Origin of the sequence: Streptomyces cinnamoneus, from assembly GCF_002939475.1 — a bacterium.
Lineage (GTDB): Bacteria > Actinomycetota > Actinomycetes > Streptomycetales > Streptomycetaceae > Streptomyces > Streptomyces cinnamoneus_A.
In genome coordinates this window covers 1,707,843-1,724,229 of the sequence record NZ_PKFQ01000001.1, presented here as the reverse complement: position 1 = coordinate 1,724,229, position 16,387 = coordinate 1,707,843, and the positions used below count along the sequence as shown (strand labels likewise).

Here is a 16,387-nt window from a genome sequence, read left to right as displayed (position 1 = left end):
CCCCCCACCGCGCTGCGCGCGGTGGCCTCGGTCGCCGGACGGGCTGAAAACCAGCCCGTCCGGCGAGAAGACGGATGGCCCGCCCCCCGACAGGGGGACGGGCCACAGGCTCCGCAGGGGCCAGCGTCAGGGCGACGCCGGCGGGTAGAGGTCGCGGGGCAGGCGGGCCGCCGCGGCCTGGTCGAGGAGCCACAGCGTGCGGCTGCGGCCGTACGCCCCGGCCGCCGGAGCCTGCACCTCACCCGCACCGCTCAGCGCGACCGCGACCGCCCCGGCCTTGTCCTCTCCGGCCGCCAGCAGCCACACCTCCCGCGCCGCCCGGATCGCCGGCAGGGTCAGGGAGACCCGGGTCGGCGGGGGCTTCGGCGCGCCGTGGACGCCGACGACCGTGCGCTCGGTCTCCCGGACGCCCGGGAGCTCGGGGAACAGCGAGGCGACGTGGGTGTCCGGACCGACGCCCAGCAGCAGGACGTCGAAGGCCGGCACGGGACCGTGGTCCTCGGGCCGGGCCGCCGCGGCCAGCTCGGCCGCGTAGGCCTCCGCGGCCGCGTCCGCGTCGTCGTGCGTGCCGTCCGCGGCGGGCATGTAGTGGACCCGCGCCGGGTCCAGGTCCACCGCGTCCAGCAGTGCCTCACGCGCCTGCGTGGCGTTGCGCTCCGGGTCGCCCTCGGGCAGGAACCGCTCGTCGCCCCACCACAGGTCGAGGCGGGACCAGTCGACCGCGTCCCGGGCGGGCGCGGCGGCCAGGGCCGCGAGCAGCCCGTTGCCGTTGCGCCCGCCGGTGAGGACGACGGAGGCCGAGCCGCGCGCGGCCTGGGCGTCCACGATCTTCGTGATCAGCCGGGCCGCCGCGGCCTGGGCCATCAGCTCCTTGTCCCGGTGGACGACGACCTGGGGCGTGGTCACTTGGCCGCCGCCTTCTTGCCGGAGGACTTCTTCGCGGGGGCGGCCTTGCCCTCAGGGGTCTCGGCGGGGGCCGCCGCCTCCGCGTCACCCGCCGGGGACTCCTGGGCGCTCCCGCCGGCGGCCGCCGGGGCCGCCGAAACCGGCTCGCCGAGCCGCTCCACGCCGTACTTCAGCGCCGACTCGTAGATGAGGTCCGGGTCGAGCCGGCGCAGCTCCTCCGCGAGCAGCTCGGCGGTGTCCCGGCGCTTGAGCGCCACCGCGCGGTCCGGCTGGCCGCGCATGGCGAGCGTGGCCAGGGAGCCGTCCGGGCGGTCCAGGGTGACGACGCCGCTCTTGGTCTCCAGGCGGACGGCCGTGAGGCCGGGGCCGTCGGAGACGGTCCGCCGGGCGGTGACGCCCAGCCGGTCCGCGAGCCACATGGCCAGCAGCTCGCCGCTGGGGTTGTAGGCCTCGCCCTCGACCTCGGCCGAGAGGACCTCGATGCCCGGCTGCTGGTCCAGGGCGGCCGCGAGCATCGAGCGCCACGGCGTGATCCGGGTCCAGGCCAGGTCGGTGTCGCCCGGCGTGTAGTTCGCGGCACGGGCCGAGAGCTCCGCGACCGGGTCCTCGGCGGCGTAGGTGTCGGTGACCCGGCGCTGGCCGAGCGCGCCGAGCGGGTCCTTCTCCGGGTTGGGCGGAGAGGCGACCGGCCACCAGACGACCACGGGGGCGTCCGGCAGCAGCAGGGGCAGCACCACCGACTGGGCGTGGTCTATGACCTCGCCGTACAGCCGCAGCACCACCGTCTCACCGGTGCCGGCGGACGTGCCGACGCGCACCTCGGCGTCCAGGCGGGCCTGGGCGCGGTCGCGGGGCGAGCGGCTGACGCGCTTGATGACGACGAGCTTGCGCGAAGGGTGCTCGCGGGATGCCTCGTTGGCCGCCTTGAGCGCGTCGTAGGCGTGCTCCTCGTCGGTGACGATGACCAGGGTGAGCACCATGCCGATGGCGGGGGTGCCGATGGCGCGGCGCCCCTCGACCAGGGCCTGGTTGATCTTGCTGGCCGTGGTGTCCGTGAGATCCATCTTCATGGCCGGCGCCAGCTCCGTCCGTCTCGTGCGAGCATCTCGTCCGCCTCGACCGGCCCCCAGGTGCCGGCCGGGTACTGCGCGGGCTTGCCGTGCTTGTCCCAGTACACCTCGATGGGGTCGAGGATCTGCCAGGAGAGCTCGACCTCCTTCAGGCGGGGGAAGAGGTTCGACTCGCCCAGCAGGACGTCGAGGATGAGCCGCTCGTAGGCCTCGGGGCTGGACTCGGTGAAGGACTCGCCGTAGGCGAAGTCCATCGAGACGTCCCGGACCTCCATCGAGGTGCCCGGCACCTTGGAGCCGAACCGCACGGTCACACCCTCGTCCGGCTGCACCCGGATGACCAGGGCGTTCTGCCCCAGCTCCTCCGTGGCGGTCTGGTCGAAGGGGGAGTAGGGGGCGCGCTGGAAGACGACCGCGATCTCGGTGACGCGGCGGCCGAGCCGCTTGCCGGTGCGCAGGTAGAAGGGGACGCCCGCCCAGCGGCGGTTGTCGATCTCCAGCTTCACCGCGGCGTAGGTGTCGGTCTTCGACTGCGGGTCGATGCCCTCTTCCTGGAGGTAGCCGACGACCTGCTCGCCGCCCTGCCAGCCGTGCGCGTACTGGCCGCGCACGGTCTCCTTGCCGAGGTCCTTCGGCAGCCGGACGGCGCCCAGCACCTTGGTCTTCTCCGCGGCCACGGCGTCGGCGTCGAAGGAGGCGGGCTCCTCCATGGCGGTCAGCGCGAGCAGCTGGAGCAGGTGGTTCTGGATGACGTCACGGGCGGCGCCGATGCCGTCGTAGTAGCCGGCGCGGCCGCCGATGCCGATGTCCTCGGCCATGGTGATCTGCACGTGGTCGACGTAGGACCGGTTCCAGATCGGTTCGAAGAGGGTGTTGGCGAACCGCAGGGCCAGGATGTTCTGGACCGTCTCCTTGCCCAGGTAGTGGTCGATGCGGAAGACCGCCTCGGCCGGGAAGACCTCGTGGACGATCCGGTTGAGCTCCTGGGCGCTCTTCAGGTCGTGGCCGAAGGGCTTCTCGATGACGGCGCGCCGCCAGGTGCCCTCCTTCTGCTCGGCCAGACCGTGCTTCTTGAGCTGCTGGACGACCTGGGGGAAGAACTTCGGCGGCACCGACAGGTAGAAGGCGAAGTTGCCGCCCGTGCCCTGCGCCTGGTCCAGCTCCTCGATGGTCTTGCGGAGGGTGTCGAACGCCTCGTCGTCGTCGAAGTCGCCCTCGACGAAGCGGCAGCCCTGCACCAGCTGCTGCCAGACCTCCTCGCGGAAGGGCGTGCGGGAGTGCTGCTTGACGGCGTTGTACACCTCCTCCGCGAAGTCCTCGTCCACCCATGAGCGGCGGGCGAAGCCGATCAGCGAGAAGCCCGGCGGCAGCAGACCCCGGTTGGCCAGGTCGTAGACCGCCGGCATCAGCTTTTTCCGGGACAAATCGCCCGTGACGCCAAAGATGACCAGGCCCGACGGCCCCGCGATGCGCGGGAGCCGTCGGTCCGATGCGTCACGCAGCGGATTGCTGCTGCTCAATTCACGCCTCCGGTGCGAGGCGCTTGAGCTCCGCCTCAGTGGACTTCAGCAGGTCGTTCCAGGACTGCTCGAACTTGTCGACGCCCTCGTCCTCCAGGAGCTGCACGACCTCGTCGTACGAGATCCCGACCTTGGCGATGGCGTCGAGCTCGGCCTTGGCCTGCTCGTAGGTGCCGCGCACCGTGTCACCGGTGATCTGCCCGTGGTCGGCCGTGGCCTCCAGGGTGGCCTCCGGCATGGTGTTGACCGTGTTCGGGGCGACCAGGTCGTCCACGTACAGCGTGTCCTTGTAGGCCGGGTCCTTGACGCCGGTCGAGGCCCACAGCGCACGCTGCTTGTTGGCGCCGGCCTTCTCCAGGGCGGCCCAGCGGTCCGAGGAGAAGACCTCCTCGTACGCCTGGTAGGCCAGGCGGGCGTTGGCGAGGGCGGCCTTGCCGCGCAGCGCCTTGGCCTCGTCGGTGCCCAGCGCGTCCAGGCGCTTGTCGATCTCGGTGTCCACGCGGGACACGAAGAAGGACGCGACCGAGTGGATCAGGGACAGGTCCAGGCCGGCGGCCTTGGCCTGCTCCAGACCGGTCAGGTAGGCGTCCATGACGGCGCGGTAGCGCTCGAGGGAGAAGATCAGCGTCACGTTGACGCTGATGCCCCGGCCGATGACGTCGGCGATGGCCGGCAGGCCCGCCTGGGTGGCCGGGATCTTGATCAGGGTGTTGGGGCGGTCCACCAGCCACGCCAGCTGCTTGGCCTCGGCCACGGTGGCCTTGGTGTCGTGCGCCAGACGGGGGTCGACCTCGATGGAGACCCGGCCGTCCTGGCCGCCGGTCGCGTCGAAGACCGGGCGCAGGATGTCGGCGGCGTCGCGGACGTCCGCCGTCGTGATCATGCGGATGGCCTCGTCGACGGTGACCTTGCGGGCGGCGAGGTCGGCGAGCTGCTGCTCGTAGCCCTCACCGCTGGAGATCGCCTTCTGGAAGATCGACGGGTTCGTCGTGACGCCCACGACGTGGCTCTGGTCGATCAGCTCGGCCAGGTTGCCGGACGTGATGCGCTTGCGGGACAGGTCGTCCAGCCAGATCGCGACGCCTTCGTCGGAGAGGCGCTTGAGTGCGTCTGTCATCGGGTTTGCATCTCCTACTTGTTGTATACGGGCGTCAGCGGCGGTTCGCGTCGGCGATCGTCTCGCGGGCCGCCTCGACGACGGCCTCGGCGGTCAGACCGAACTCGCGGTAGAGCACCTTGTAGTCGGCGGAGGCGCCGAAGTGCTCCAGCGAGACGATGCGGCCGGCGTCGCCGACGTAGCGGTGCCAGGTCAGGCCGATGCCGGCCTCGACCGCCACCCGCGCCTTGACGTCCGGCAGCAGCACGCCGTCGCGGTACGCCTGGTCCTGCTCCTCGAACCACTCGACGGACGGCATCGAGACCACACGGGTCGGGATGCCCTCGGCCTGGAGCACCTCGCGGGCCTCGACGGCCAGCTGGACCTCGGAGCCGGTGCCGATGAGGATCACCTGCGGACGGCCGCCCTCGGCCTCGAACAGGACGTAGCCGCCCTTGGCGGCGCCCTCGTTGGCCTCGTACGTCGGGACGTTCTGGCGGGTGAGGGCCAGACCGTGCGGCGCCGGGTGGGTGGTGTGACGCTTGGTGATCTCGCGCCAGGCGATCGCCGTCTCGTTGGCGTCGGCCGGGCGGACCATGTTCAGGCCCGGGATGGCGCGCAGCGCGGCCATGTGCTCGACCGGCTGGTGGGTCGGGCCGTCCTCGCCGAGGCCGATGGAGTCGTGCGTCCACACGTAGGTGACCGGCAGCTTCATCAGCGAGGCCAGGCGCACGGCCGGGCGCATGTAGTCGGAGAACACCAGGAAGGTGCCGCCGTAGACGCGGGTGTTGCCGTGCAGCGCGATGCCGTTCATGGTCGAACCCATGGCGTGCTCGCGGATGCCGAAGTGGATCGTGCGGCCGTAGGGGTCCGCCTCCGGGAGGGGGTTGCCCTCGGGGAGGAAGGACGACGACGCGTCGATCGTGGTGTTGTTCGAGCCGGCGAGGTCGGCGGAGCCGCCCCACAGCTCGGGGATCACGCTGCCCAGCGCCTTGAGGACCTCACCGGAGGCCTTGCGGGTGGCGACGTCCTTGCCGGCCGGGAAGACCGGGACGGCCTTCTCCCAGCCGTCGGGCAGCTCGCCCGCGTTGACGCGGTCGAACTCGGCGGCGCGCTCCGGGTTGGCCTCGCGCCACTGCTGGATGCGCTTGTCCCAGGCGGCGTGGGCCTCGCGGCCGCGGTCGACGACCTTGCGGACGTGGGTGAAGACCTCGTCCTCGACCTGGAAGTGCTGCTCCGGGTCGAAGCCCAGCACCTTCTTGGTCGCGGCGACCTCGGTCTCGCCGAGCGCCGAGCCGTGGGAGGCCTCGGTGTTCTGGGCGTTCGGGGCGGGCCAGGCGATGATCGTGCGGGCCGCGATGATCGAGGGACGCCCGGTCTCCTCCTTCGCCGCCTTCAGCGCCGCGTACAGCGCCTGGACGTCGAAGTCGCCGGTGGGGGCCTGCTCGATGCGCTGCACGTGCCAGCCGTAGGCCTCGTAGCGCTTCAGGACGTCTTCCGAGAACGCCGTCTCGGTGTCGCCCTCGATCGAGATGTGGTTGTCGTCGTACAGCGCGACGAGGTTGCCGAGCTTCTGGTGGCCGGCCAGCGAGGACGCCTCGGCCGAGATGCCCTCCTCCAGGTCGCCGTCGGAGACGATCGCCCAGATGGTGTGGTCGAAGGGCGACTCGCCCTCCGGGGCCTCGGGGTCGAACAGGCCGCGCTCGTAGCGGGCGGCCATCGCCATGCCCACGGCGTTGGCGATGCCCTGGCCCAGCGGGCCGGTGGTGGTCTCGACGCCACGGGTGTGACCGTGCTCCGGGTGGCCCGGGGTCTTGCTGTCCCAGGTGCGGAAGGCCTTGAGGTCGGACAGCTCCAGGCCGTAGCCGGCCATGAAGAGCTGGATGTACAGCGTGAGGCTGGTGTGGCCCGGAGAGAGGACGAACCGGTCGCGGCCGGTCCAGTCGGCGTCGCTCGGGTCGTGCCGCATCAGCTTCTGGAAGAGCAGGTACGCGGCGGGCGCCAGGCTCATGGCCGTGCCCGGATGGCCGTTGCCGACCTTCTGCACGGAGTCCATGGCCAGGACGCGGGCGGTATCGACGGCCCGCTGGTCCAGTTCGGTCCATTCGAGGTCTGTGGTGGTCGGCTTGGTGCTCACCCTCGGATCAGGGCTCCTCTCCACATGGTCAATCTGCCGGGGGCGGTATTGCCCGCCACGACGCGGCGCTGACGAGCCTACCCCCGCTGGGACGCGCATCTTTTCGACGTACAGTCGGGCTCCCGGCCTCTCATTTGAGTGCTCCAGAACGATCGTGGACCGGGGCGACCTGATTCGGATCTCCAACACTCCCGTCTGGTGTGACGGCCACGAGTCCAGCCTGCCGGTGACCGCGGTGCTCCGCCTCCCGAACGCGACCGTTCCGTCGCGTTCCGGCAGGCGCGGACGAGGTACGGTTTCCCGCTGCCGCGCGCCCAACACGACCCCACCCCGGCGAAGGCCGCGCCACGCCCTGCGTCTAAAGTGGCGTGGTACGCGCAAGCCTTCACCGGGCTTCCCCGCCCGGATGTGCTTGCTGGCCTTATCTCTGTCAGGGGTGTGCGTGACGGCCGTCGAATCCCGTCCTGCGGGGGTACTCACCGAGAACCCCGGTCACCGGCCGTTCGGGGCCCGTGTCAAGGCGTTCGTGGCGCTCACGAAGCCGCGCGTCATCGAGCTGCTGCTGATGACGACGGTGCCGGTGATGTTCCTCGCGGCCAAGGGCGTCCCGGACCTGTGGCTCGTGCTGGCCACGTGCATCGGCGGCTACCTGTCCGCCGGCGGCGCTGGCGCGTTCAACATGTACTACGACCGCGACATCGACGCGATGATGGACCGCACGTCCCAGCGTCCGCTGGTCACGGGCATGGTCTCCCCGGTGGAGTGCCTGGTCTTCGCCAGCGTCCTGACCGTCGGCTCGACCGTCTGGTTCTGGTTCCTGGTCAACCCCCTGTCGGCGATGCTGTCGCTGGGCGCGTCGGTGTTCTACACCGTCGTCTACACCATGATCCTCAAGCGTCGCACCGCGCAGAACATCGTCTGGGGCGGCATCGCGGGCTGCCTGCCGGTCATCATCGGCTGGTCCGCCGTGAAGAACGAGGTCTCCTGGGCCTCGCTCATCCTCTTCCTCGTCATCTTCTTCTGGACGCCGCCGCACTACTGGCCGCTGTCGATGAAGGTGAAGGACGACTACGAGCGCGTCGGCGTGCCGATGCTGCCGGTCGTCGCGGGCAACAAGGCCGTGGCCAAGCAGATCGTCCTCTACAGCTGGGTGATGGTCGGCGTGTCGCTGCTGCTCACCCCACTGGGCTACACCGGCTGGTTCTACACGCTCGTCGCGGTGGTGTGCGGCGGCCTCTGGCTGAAGGAGGCGCACGCCCTCCAGGCCCGCGCCAAGGCCGGAGTCACCGGCGCCAAGCTCAAGGAGATGCGCCTCTTCCACTGGTCGATCACCTATGTGTCGCTGCTGTTCACGGCCGTGGCGATCGACCCGTTCCTGCGCTAGTCCCCTCTTCTCCCGCCGACGGGCGGTGCTGGTGGTCAAGGCCACCCGCACTGCCCGTCGCCATATGTGCTACCCGTCGGTAGCATCCTGGCCATGGCAGACAACAAGCAGGCAGCGAAGCTGGCCCGGCAGATCACGGCCTTCGCCCGGAGCCACGGCGGTAGCGCCGAAGGACAGCTCGCGCACATCGGCCGCGGCACCACCCGCATCGCCCTCGTCGGCGCCAACGGCGAGTGGGGCAACCTCGTGGCCCGCTCCGACGAGACCGCGCGGAAGGCCGTCGAGCTGGCCGGCATCACCCTCCGGGACGAATTCGACGGGGAGATGGCCGCCCAGGTGCGCACCGGCCCCTACGAATGGTCCCGCATGGCGGGCCTCCAGATCGGCGGCCCCGCGAACCCCGCCGATAACTGACGGCCCCCTCGCCCGTTAGACCCACCGGGAGCGGCGCCGCGGCGCGCCGCGCGGTGGGGGACGGGCGGGAGGGGCCACGCATGGACGGCCGGATGGACGGCATACCGCCGCTCGTCGACCAGCACAGCCACGGTGCGGTCCACGGCGAGCTCGGGCTCGGGGAGTTCGAGACGCACCTGGCGAAGGCCCAGGGCGCGACCGGCCCCGCACCGCCCGGCACCACCTTCTTCGACAGCCGCGCCGGCCTGGCCGTACGCCGCTGGTGTCCGCCCCTGCTGGGCCTGGAGCCGCACTGCGCGCCGGTGCGCTATCTGGCCAGACGCCGCGAGCTGGGCGCCTACCGCGCCGGACTGCTGCTGCTCCGCGGCGCAGGCATCGGCACGTTCCTGCTGGAACAGGGGGCTCCGGGCGCCCTCACCTCGCCGGCCGAACTGGCCCGCGCCGCCGAGGGCCGCGCCCACGAGGTCGTCCGGCTCGAACCGCTGGCCGCGCAGGTCGCCGACACCTCCGGCGGCACCGACGCCTTCCTCTCCTACACGGCCGAGGCGCTCTACGCGGCCGCCGGCAGCGCCGCCGCCTTCGCCTCCGGCGCCGCCGCCTGCGCGGGCGGCCCGCCGTGCGCCGCGGAGGTCCGCCAGGCGGCCGGACGCTGGCTGCGCACCCGCGGCACGGGTGCGGCGCCGGCCGATCCGGTGCTGGTCCGCCACCTGCTGTGGAGCGCGGTGGCGACGGGGCTGCCCGTCCAACTGCACTGCCCCGACCCGCGACGGCTGACCGGCTTCCTGAGCGCCACGGCGGGCCGCGGCACGGACCTGGTGCTCCTGCCCGGCCCGGGGCACCGCCGGCAGGCCGCCCGGCTGGCCGCCGTCTTCCCCCACGTCTACGCCGACGTGGGCGCCCGCCCGGAGGAGGCCCTCAGGGAGGCGCCGTTCGGCAAGCTGCTGTTCTCCACGGGCGCGCGGGCGCTGGCGGAGCTGTACGTGGTGGCCGCCCGGCTGTTCGTGCGCGCCATGGAACACCTGGTGCGCGACTGGGTCGCCGACGGCTGGTGCCGGGCCGCCGAGGCGGGGCGGATCGCCTCGCTGGTCGCAGCCGGCACCGCCCGCCGGGTCTACCGGCTGGAGGCGGCCGCGGGCTGATCCGGGGCCAGCGCCTCGTGCTCGCCGGAGGGTGCGGGCAGCGTCGCCGCCTCGCCGCGCCCGCGCAGCGACAGGAAGACCCGCAGCACCGCGATCCACACCAGGCAGGAGCCGAACATGTGCGTGCCGACGATCACTTCGGGTGAGTCGTTGAAGTACTGCACGTAGCCGACGACGCCCTGGAGCATCAGGACGACGAACAGCTCCGCCACCCGGCGGCGCGGGGTGGCGGGCGCCTGGACGGCCCGCAGCACGAACCACAGGGCCACGGTGAGGCCGACGACGACGTAGACGAAGTCGACGTGCAGCTGGGTGATCTCGTGCCAGTCCAGCGGGATGCGGTGGACGTCCTTCTTGGCGTCGCCCGCGTGCCGGCCGGAGCCGGTGACGACCGTGCCGACGAGGATCAGCAGGGTGGTCGCCACGACCAGCACCCAGCCGAGCTGCCGCACCGGACGGGGCACCAGGTCGCGCGGCTCGTCGTCGCCCTCGGCCGAGCGGTGCCACATCACCACGGCCACCGTCAGCAGCGCGGTCGCGGCCAGGAAGTGCAGGGCGACGATGTACGGGTTGAGGCCCGTCAGCACCGTGATGCCGCCGATGACGCCGTTGCTCGCGATCAGCCAGAACTGGGCCCAGCCCAGCCGCGTCAGGGGGCGGCGGCGCGGGGCACGCGCGCGTGCCGCCACGATCGCCAGGCCGACGATCGCGCAGAGCACGTACGTCAGCATGCGGTTGGTGAACTCGATGACGCCGTTGATGCCCATCTCGGGGGTGGGCGTCAGGCTGTCCTCGGTGCAGGTCGGCCACGTCGGACAGCCGAGCCCGGACTGGGTGAGCCGGACCGCGCCGCCCGTCACGACGATGACGACCGCCATGACGACGCAGGCGAGCGAGGCCCGCCGGACGAAGCGGGCGGAGGGCTGCCAGCGGTCGGCGACGAGCTGGAGGGGGTTCAGCGTTTTCGGCACGGGAGTCATCGTATGCGCCCGCTTGTGCACGGATTCACGAGGGGGGTGCGTGGCGGAATGTCCCCTGGTGGGTCCTGGTGCGATCCGGTGCGGGCTACTCCCAGCGGAAGAACCGGGCCGCCGCGCCCAGGCCCAGCACCGCCCAGCCGGCGAGGATGCCGAGGTCGGCCCAGGGCATGCCCGCGCCGTCGCGCAGGACGTCCCGCAGCCCGCCGGAGAGCGCCGAGATCGGCAGCAGGCCGAGCACCGACTGCGCGGCGTCCGGGAACTTCGTCAGCGGCACGATCACGCCGCCGCCCACCAGCAGGAGCAGGAAGACGAGGTTGGCCGCGGCCAGCGTCGCCTCCGCCTTGAGCGTCCCGGCCATCAGCAGGCCCAGCCCGGAGAAGGCCGCCGTGCCGAGGACCAGCAGCAGGACGACGGCGAACGGGTTGCCGTGCGGCGACCAGCCGAGGGCGAAGGCGATCACCGTCAGCAGGACGGTCTGGAGGACCTCGGTCACCAGCACCGAGCAGGTCTTCGCGGTCATCAGCCCCCAGCGCGGCAGCGGCGAGGCGCCGAGCCGCTTGAGGACGCCGTAGCGGCGCTCGAAGCCGGTCGCGATGGCCTGTCCGGTGAAGGCCGTGGACATCACGGCCAGCGCCAGCACGCCCGGGGCGAGGAAGTCCACGGCCTCGCCCTCGCCGGTGTCGACGATGTCGACGGTGCTGAACAGGGCGAGCAGGAGCGTGGGGATGACCACGGTGAGCAGCAGCTGCTCGCCGTTGCGCAGCAGCATGCGGGTCTCCAGCGCGGCCTGCGCCCGGATCATCCGGGGCAGCGGCGCGGCACCGGGCCGCGGGGTGAACGTGCCGGTCGTCACGGGCGCAGCTCCTTGCCGGTCAGTTCCAGGAAGACGTCCTCCAGGGTGTGCCGCTCGACCGTTATGCGGTCGGGCATCACACCGTGCTGCGCGCACCAGGCCGTCACGGTGGCGAGCAGCTGCGGGTCGACCTTGCCGTCGACCCGGTACGAGCCGGGGGCCGGCTCGGCGGCCGCGGAGTCGGCGGGCAGCGCCTTGAGCAGCGAGACGAGGTCCAGGCCGGGGCGGCCGGTGAAGCGCAGGGTGTTCTCGGCGCCGCCGCGGCACAGCTCCTCGGGGCTGCCCTGGGCGATCACCTTGCCGGCGTCGACGATCGCGACGTCGTCTGCCAGCGTTTCGGCCTCGTCCATGTAGTGCGTGGTCAGCACGACCGTCACCCCGTCCGCGCGCAGCTCCCGGACCAGGTTCCAGGTGGCGTGCCGGGCCTGTGGGTCGAGGCCCGCGGTCGGCTCGTCGAGGAAGACCAGCTCGGGGCGGCCCACGACGGCCATGGCCAGCGACAGCCGCTGCTGCTGGCCGCCGGACAGGCGCCGGTAGGTGGTGCGGCCGCAGTCGCCCAGGCCGAGCCGCTCGACGAGGGCGTCGACGTCCAGGGGGTGGGCGTGCAGTGACGCGGTGTGACGGAGCATCTCCTCGGCGCGCGCGCCGGCGTAGACGCCCCCGCTCTGCAGCATCACGCCGATGCGCGGGCGCAGCGCGGCGGAGTCGGCGACCGGGTCGAGCCCCAGCACGCGGACGGTCCCGGCGTCGGGGCGGCGGTAGCCCTCGCACGTCTCGACGGTGGTGGTCTTGCCGGCCCCGTTGGGGCCCAGCACCGCGGTGACCGTCCCCGTGTCGACGGTCAGATCGAGCCCGTTCACGGCGGTTTTCGGCCCGTACCGCTTCACCAGGCCGCGGACCTCGACGGCGGGTGTCCCGCCGGAGGGCGGGGGGCCGGCCGGGCCGTCACCCGGAAAGACGCTGCGCATGCGGGGAAGTCTACGAACCCGGCAGGGGGGCGAACCCGGGCGGGGGGCGCTTAGGTGACCCTAAGTGATCAAAGCCACCGATCCGTCACCCGGCCGACGCTTGTCGCCCCTCCCGCAATTACGCAACAATGGTGTTGTGAAATACGCGGGCGAGGCTCCCCAGAGCCCCGCGGCCGGGCAGGCCGCCGGGGTGCGATCGCCGCTGCCCGCTCCCGCGCGCGAGGACCAGCGTGCTCACGACGAGCAGCGAGGCACCCGCAACCGCGTCGCCCGGTCGATCCTCGACCACGGTCCCTCCACCGCCGCCGAGCTGGCCCTGCGGCTGGAGCTGACCTCCGCGGCCGTCCGCCGCCACCTCGACACGCTGGTCGCCGAGGGCGTCGTCGAGGCCCGTGAGAAGCGGGTGTACGGCGCCCGTGGCCGCGGCCGCCCCGCCAAGGTCTTCGCGCTCACCAACTGCGGCCGCGACGCCTTCGACCAGGCCTACGACACCCTCGCGCAGGACGCCCTGCGCTGGATCGCCCAGTCCGCCGGCGGCGGCGAGATGGGCGAGGCCGCGGTCGCCGCCTTCGCCCGCGCCCGGATGGCCGCCCAGGCCGAGAGCTACCGGCAGGCCCTGGAGGCCGTGGCCCCCCAGGAGCGCGCGGAGGCCCTCGCCCGGGCATTGACCGCGGACGGGTACGCTGCTACGGCGCGCAGCGCACCGGTCGGCGAACAGCTCTGCCAGCACCACTGCCCGGTCGCCCATGTCGCCGAGCAGTTCCCGCAGCTGTGCGAGGCGGAGACCGAGGTCTTCTCCCGCCTGCTCGGGACTCATGTGCAGCGTCTTGCCACCATCGCCCACGGCGACGGTGTGTGCACGACGTTCATCCCCAAAAAGACCACCACCGCATCCACCAGCACGGCCGGGAGGAACCCCGCATGACTCTCCCCACGGAGACTGCCCACCCTGAGCTCGAGGGCCTGGGCACGTACGAATACGGCTGGGCCGACTCCGACGAGGCCGGTGCCGCGGCCAAGCGCGGCCTCTCCGAGGAGGTCGTCCGCGACATCTCGGCCAAGAAGTCCGAGCCGGAGTGGATGCTCAAGCTGCGCCTGAAGGGCCTGCGGCTCTTCGACAAGAAGCCCATGCCGACCTGGGGCTCCGACCTCACCGGCATTGACTTCGACAACATCAAGTACTTCGTCCGCTCCACCGAGAAGCAGGCGGCCACCTGGGACGACCTGCCCCAGGACATCAAGAACACCTACGACAAGCTGGGCATCCCCGAGGCCGAGAAGCAGCGCCTGGTCGCCGGTGTCGCCGCCCAGTACGAGTCCGAGGTCGTCTACCACCAGATCCGTGAGGACCTGGAGGAGCAGGGCGTCATCTTCCTGGACACCGACACCGCCCTGAAGGAGCACCCCGAGCTCTTCCAGGAGTACTTCGGCACGGTGATCCCGGTCGGCGACAACAAGTTCGCCTCGCTGAACTCCGCCGTGTGGTCCGGCGGCTCCTTCATCTACGTCCCGAAGGGTGTCCACGTCGACATCCCGCTGCAGGCCTACTTCCGTATCAACACGGAGAACATGGGCCAGTTCGAGCGGACGCTGATCATCGTCGACGAGGACGCCTACGTCCACTACGTCGAGGGCTGCACCGCCCCGATCTACTCCTCCGACTCGCTGCACAGCGCCGTCGTGGAGATCATCGTCAAGAAGGGCGGCCGCTGCCGCTACACGACGATCCAGAACTGGTCGAACAACGTCTACAACCTGGTCACCAAGCGCGCCGTGGCCTACGAGGGCGCGACCATGGAGTGGGTCGACGGCAACATCGGCTCCAAGGTGACGATGAAGTACCCCGCCGTCTACCTGATGGGCGAGCACGCCAAGGGCGAGACCCTGTCCATCGCCTTCTCCGGCGAGGGCCAGCACCAGGACGCCGGCGCCAAGATGGTCCACATGGCACCGAACACCTCCTCCAACATCGTCTCCAAGTCGGTGGCGCGAGGCGGCGGCCGCACCTCCTACCGCGGCCTGATCGAGATCGCCGAGGGCGCCCACGGCTCCAAGTCGAACGTGCTCTGCGACGCCCTGCTGGTGGACACCATCTCCCGGTCGGACACCTACCCCTACGTCGACGTCCGCGAGGACGACGTCTCCATGGGCCACGAGGCGACCGTCTCCAAGGTCAGCGAGGACCAGCTCTTCTACCTGATGAGCCGTGGCCTGTCCGAGGACGAGGCCATGGCCATGATCGTGCGAGGGTTCGTCGAGCCGATCGCCCGCGAGCTGCCCATGGAGTACGCACTGGAGCTCAACCGGCTGATCGAGCTGCAGATGGAGGGCGCGGTCGGCTGACCTCCGCGCCGCCGAAGCCCCCGCCCGCAGCGAACCCTTTGTGACAGGAAGAGAGCACGACGACAGCCATGGCTGACAACACCCCCGCCGGCAGCACGACCGACGGCGCCATCCAGGTGGGCGGCCCCCGGCAGCCCATCGACGCCCGGGTCAGCGCCCCCGCCTCGTACGACGTGGCGGACTTCCCCGTGCCGCACGGTCGCGAGGAGGAGTGGCGCTTCACCCCGCTGGAGCGCCTGCGCGGTCTCCACGACGGCACGGCCGTGGCCGACGGCGCCGGCGTCAAGGTCGAGGTGACCGCCCCCGAGGGCGTGACGGTCGAGACCGTCGGCCGGGACGACGCCCGCCTCGGCAGGTCCGGCAAGCCGGTCGACCGGGTCGCCGCCCAGGCCTACAGCTCCTTCGAGAAGGCCTCGGTCGTCTCGATCCCCAAGGACACCGTGCTCTCCGAGCCCGTCCGCATCTCCGTGCGCGGCGAGGGCGGCGTGGCCTTCGGCCACCAGGTCGTCGAGATCGGCGCCTTCTCCGAGGCCGTCGTCGTCATCGACCACACCGGTGACGCCACGCTCGCCGCCAACGTCGAGTACCTCCTCGGCGACGGCGCCAAGCTCACCGTCGTCTCCGTGCAGGACTGGGACGACACCGCCGTGCACGCCGCCCAGCACACCGCGCTGGTCGGCCGCGACGCCTCCTTCAAGTCCGTGATCGTCACCTTCGGCGGCGACCTGGTCCGCCTCCACCCCCGGGTCGTCTACGGCGCCCCAGGCGGCGAGGCCGAGCTGTACGGCCTGTACTTCACCGACAACGGCCAGCACCAGGAGCACCGCCTCTTCGTCGACCACGACACCCCGCACTGCCGCAGCAACGTGGTCTTCAAGGGCGCGCTCCAGGGCAGGGACGCCCACGCGGTCTGGATCGGCGACGTGCTCATCCGCGCCGCCGCCGAGGGCACCGACACCTACGAGCTCAACCGCAACCTGGTGCTCACCGACGGCGCCCGCGTCGACTCGGTCCCCAACCTGGAGATCGAGACCGGTGAGATCGTCGGCGCCGGCCACGCCTCGGCCACCGGCCGCTTCGACGACGAGCAGCTCTTCTACCTGATGGCCCGCGGCATCCCCGCCGACGAGGCCCGCCGGCTGGTCGTCCGCGGCTTCTTCACCGAGCTCGTCCAGCAGATCGGCATCCCCGAGCTGGAGGAGCGCCTCATCACCAAGATCGAGGCCGAGCTGGAGGCGTCGGTGGCATGAGCGACTCCCCGTTCGTCCGAGTGGCCGCCCTGAGCGACCTCGAAGAGGACAGCCCCCAGCGCGTCGAGCTCGACGGCACGCCCATCTCCCTCGTCCGCACCGAGGGCGAGGTGTTCGCGATCCACGACATCTGCTCGCACGCGAACGTCTCGCTGTCCGAGGGCGAGGTGGAGGACTGCCACATCGAGTGCTGGCTGCACGGCTCCAGCTTCGACCTCCGCACGGGCAAGCCCGACAGCCTCCCGGCCACGCGTCCCGTCCCCGTTTACCCCGTCAAGATCGAAGGGGACGACGTGCTCGTCTCCGTCACCCAGGAGTCCTGAGTTC

Annotated in this window: 15 protein-coding genes; 7 read left to right on the top strand and 8 right to left on the bottom strand. The window is 71.6% G+C overall.

Annotation, left to right across the window (positions count from 1 at the left end):
- Nucleotides 1-126: 126 nt before the first annotated feature.
- Genes pgl through tkt form a run of 5 tightly spaced genes read right to left on the bottom strand, consistent with a single transcriptional unit; the run spans nucleotide 127 to nucleotide 6,729 of the window.
- On the bottom strand, nucleotides 127-906 hold the full coding sequence (pgl, locus tag CYQ11_RS07090; protein ID WP_099201919.1) for a 6-phosphogluconolactonase: 780 nt from the start codon (nucleotides 904-906) through the stop codon (nucleotides 127-129).
- Nucleotides 903-1,976, bottom strand: coding sequence for a glucose-6-phosphate dehydrogenase assembly protein OpcA (gene opcA / locus CYQ11_RS07085; protein WP_099201920.1), 1,074 nt, complete (start codon nucleotides 1,974-1,976; stop codon nucleotides 903-905). Before opcA ends, pgl begins: the two co-directional genes overlap by 4 nt.
- Nucleotides 1,973-3,496: a glucose-6-phosphate dehydrogenase gene (gene zwf, locus CYQ11_RS07080; RefSeq protein WP_099201921.1), complete on the bottom strand. Its 1,524-nt coding sequence runs from the start codon at nucleotides 3,494-3,496 to the stop codon at nucleotides 1,973-1,975. The genes opcA and zwf overlap by 4 nt, the downstream gene beginning before the upstream one ends.
- A gap of 1 nt (nucleotide 3,497) precedes the next feature.
- On the bottom strand, nucleotides 3,498-4,613 hold the full coding sequence (gene tal / locus CYQ11_RS07075; protein WP_099201922.1) for a transaldolase: 1,116 nt from the start codon (nucleotides 4,611-4,613) through the stop codon (nucleotides 3,498-3,500).
- A gap of 34 nt (nucleotides 4,614-4,647) precedes the next feature.
- Complete coding sequence (gene tkt / locus CYQ11_RS07070; RefSeq protein ID WP_099201923.1) at nucleotides 4,648-6,729, bottom strand: transketolase; 2,082 nt, start codon at nucleotides 6,727-6,729, stop codon at nucleotides 4,648-4,650.
- A 442-nt stretch (nucleotides 6,730-7,171) separates the two neighbouring features.
- Between tkt and CYQ11_RS07065 the strand changes: the two genes are divergently transcribed.
- The 3 genes from CYQ11_RS07065 (at nucleotide 7,172) to CYQ11_RS07055 (ending at nucleotide 9,666) form a co-directional block, all read left to right on the top strand.
- Complete coding sequence (locus tag CYQ11_RS07065) at nucleotides 7,172-8,113, top strand: heme o synthase (RefSeq protein WP_181143600.1); 942 nt, start codon at nucleotides 7,172-7,174, stop codon at nucleotides 8,111-8,113.
- A 93-nt stretch (nucleotides 8,114-8,206) separates the two neighbouring features.
- Nucleotides 8,207-8,527, top strand: a complete 321-nt coding sequence (locus CYQ11_RS07060) for a hypothetical protein (RefSeq protein WP_240003639.1) — start codon at nucleotides 8,207-8,209, stop codon at nucleotides 8,525-8,527.
- A gap of 92 nt (nucleotides 8,528-8,619) precedes the next feature.
- Nucleotides 8,620-9,666, top strand: a complete 1,047-nt coding sequence (locus CYQ11_RS07055; RefSeq protein ID WP_099202008.1) for an amidohydrolase — start codon at nucleotides 8,620-8,622, stop codon at nucleotides 9,664-9,666.
- On the opposite strand, the gene CYQ11_RS07050 is transcribed toward CYQ11_RS07055, so the two are convergent.
- The 3 genes from CYQ11_RS07050 to CYQ11_RS07040 all read right to left on the bottom strand — a co-directional run bounded on the left by CYQ11_RS07050 (nucleotide 9,639) and on the right by CYQ11_RS07040 (nucleotide 12,467).
- Nucleotides 9,639-10,637, bottom strand: a complete 999-nt coding sequence (locus CYQ11_RS07050) for a COX15/CtaA family protein (protein ID WP_099201926.1) — start codon at nucleotides 10,635-10,637, stop codon at nucleotides 9,639-9,641. The genes CYQ11_RS07055 and CYQ11_RS07050 overlap by 28 nt on opposite strands.
- Before the next feature lie 94 nt (nucleotides 10,638-10,731).
- On the bottom strand, nucleotides 10,732-11,499 hold the full coding sequence (locus CYQ11_RS07045; RefSeq protein WP_099201927.1) for an ABC transporter permease: 768 nt from the start codon (nucleotides 11,497-11,499) through the stop codon (nucleotides 10,732-10,734).
- Nucleotides 11,496-12,467 carry an ABC transporter ATP-binding protein gene (locus CYQ11_RS07040; RefSeq protein WP_099201928.1) on the bottom strand — a complete coding sequence of 324 codons (972 nt, stop codon included), beginning with the start codon at nucleotides 12,465-12,467 and terminating at the stop codon, nucleotides 11,496-11,498. Before CYQ11_RS07040 ends, CYQ11_RS07045 begins: the two co-directional genes overlap by 4 nt.
- 136 nt (nucleotides 12,468-12,603) lie before the next feature.
- On the opposite strand from CYQ11_RS07040, the gene CYQ11_RS07035 reads away from it, so the two are divergent.
- The 4 genes from CYQ11_RS07035 (at nucleotide 12,604) to CYQ11_RS07020 (ending at nucleotide 16,383) form a co-directional block, all read left to right on the top strand.
- Nucleotides 12,604-13,392 carry a helix-turn-helix transcriptional regulator gene (locus CYQ11_RS07035; RefSeq protein ID WP_099201929.1) on the top strand — a complete coding sequence of 263 codons (789 nt, stop codon included), beginning with the start codon at nucleotides 12,604-12,606 and terminating at the stop codon, nucleotides 13,390-13,392.
- Nucleotides 13,389-14,810, top strand: coding sequence for a Fe-S cluster assembly protein SufB (sufB, locus tag CYQ11_RS07030; protein ID WP_099201930.1), 1,422 nt, complete (start codon nucleotides 13,389-13,391; stop codon nucleotides 14,808-14,810). Before CYQ11_RS07035 ends, sufB begins: the two co-directional genes overlap by 4 nt.
- A gap of 68 nt (nucleotides 14,811-14,878) precedes the next feature.
- Nucleotides 14,879-16,060: a Fe-S cluster assembly protein SufD gene (gene sufD, locus CYQ11_RS07025; protein ID WP_099201931.1), complete on the top strand. Its 1,182-nt coding sequence runs from the start codon at nucleotides 14,879-14,881 to the stop codon at nucleotides 16,058-16,060.
- Nucleotides 16,057-16,383, top strand: coding sequence for a non-heme iron oxygenase ferredoxin subunit (locus CYQ11_RS07020; protein WP_099201932.1), 327 nt, complete (start codon nucleotides 16,057-16,059; stop codon nucleotides 16,381-16,383). Before sufD ends, CYQ11_RS07020 begins: the two co-directional genes overlap by 4 nt.
- Nucleotides 16,384-16,387: the final 4 nt, after the last annotated feature.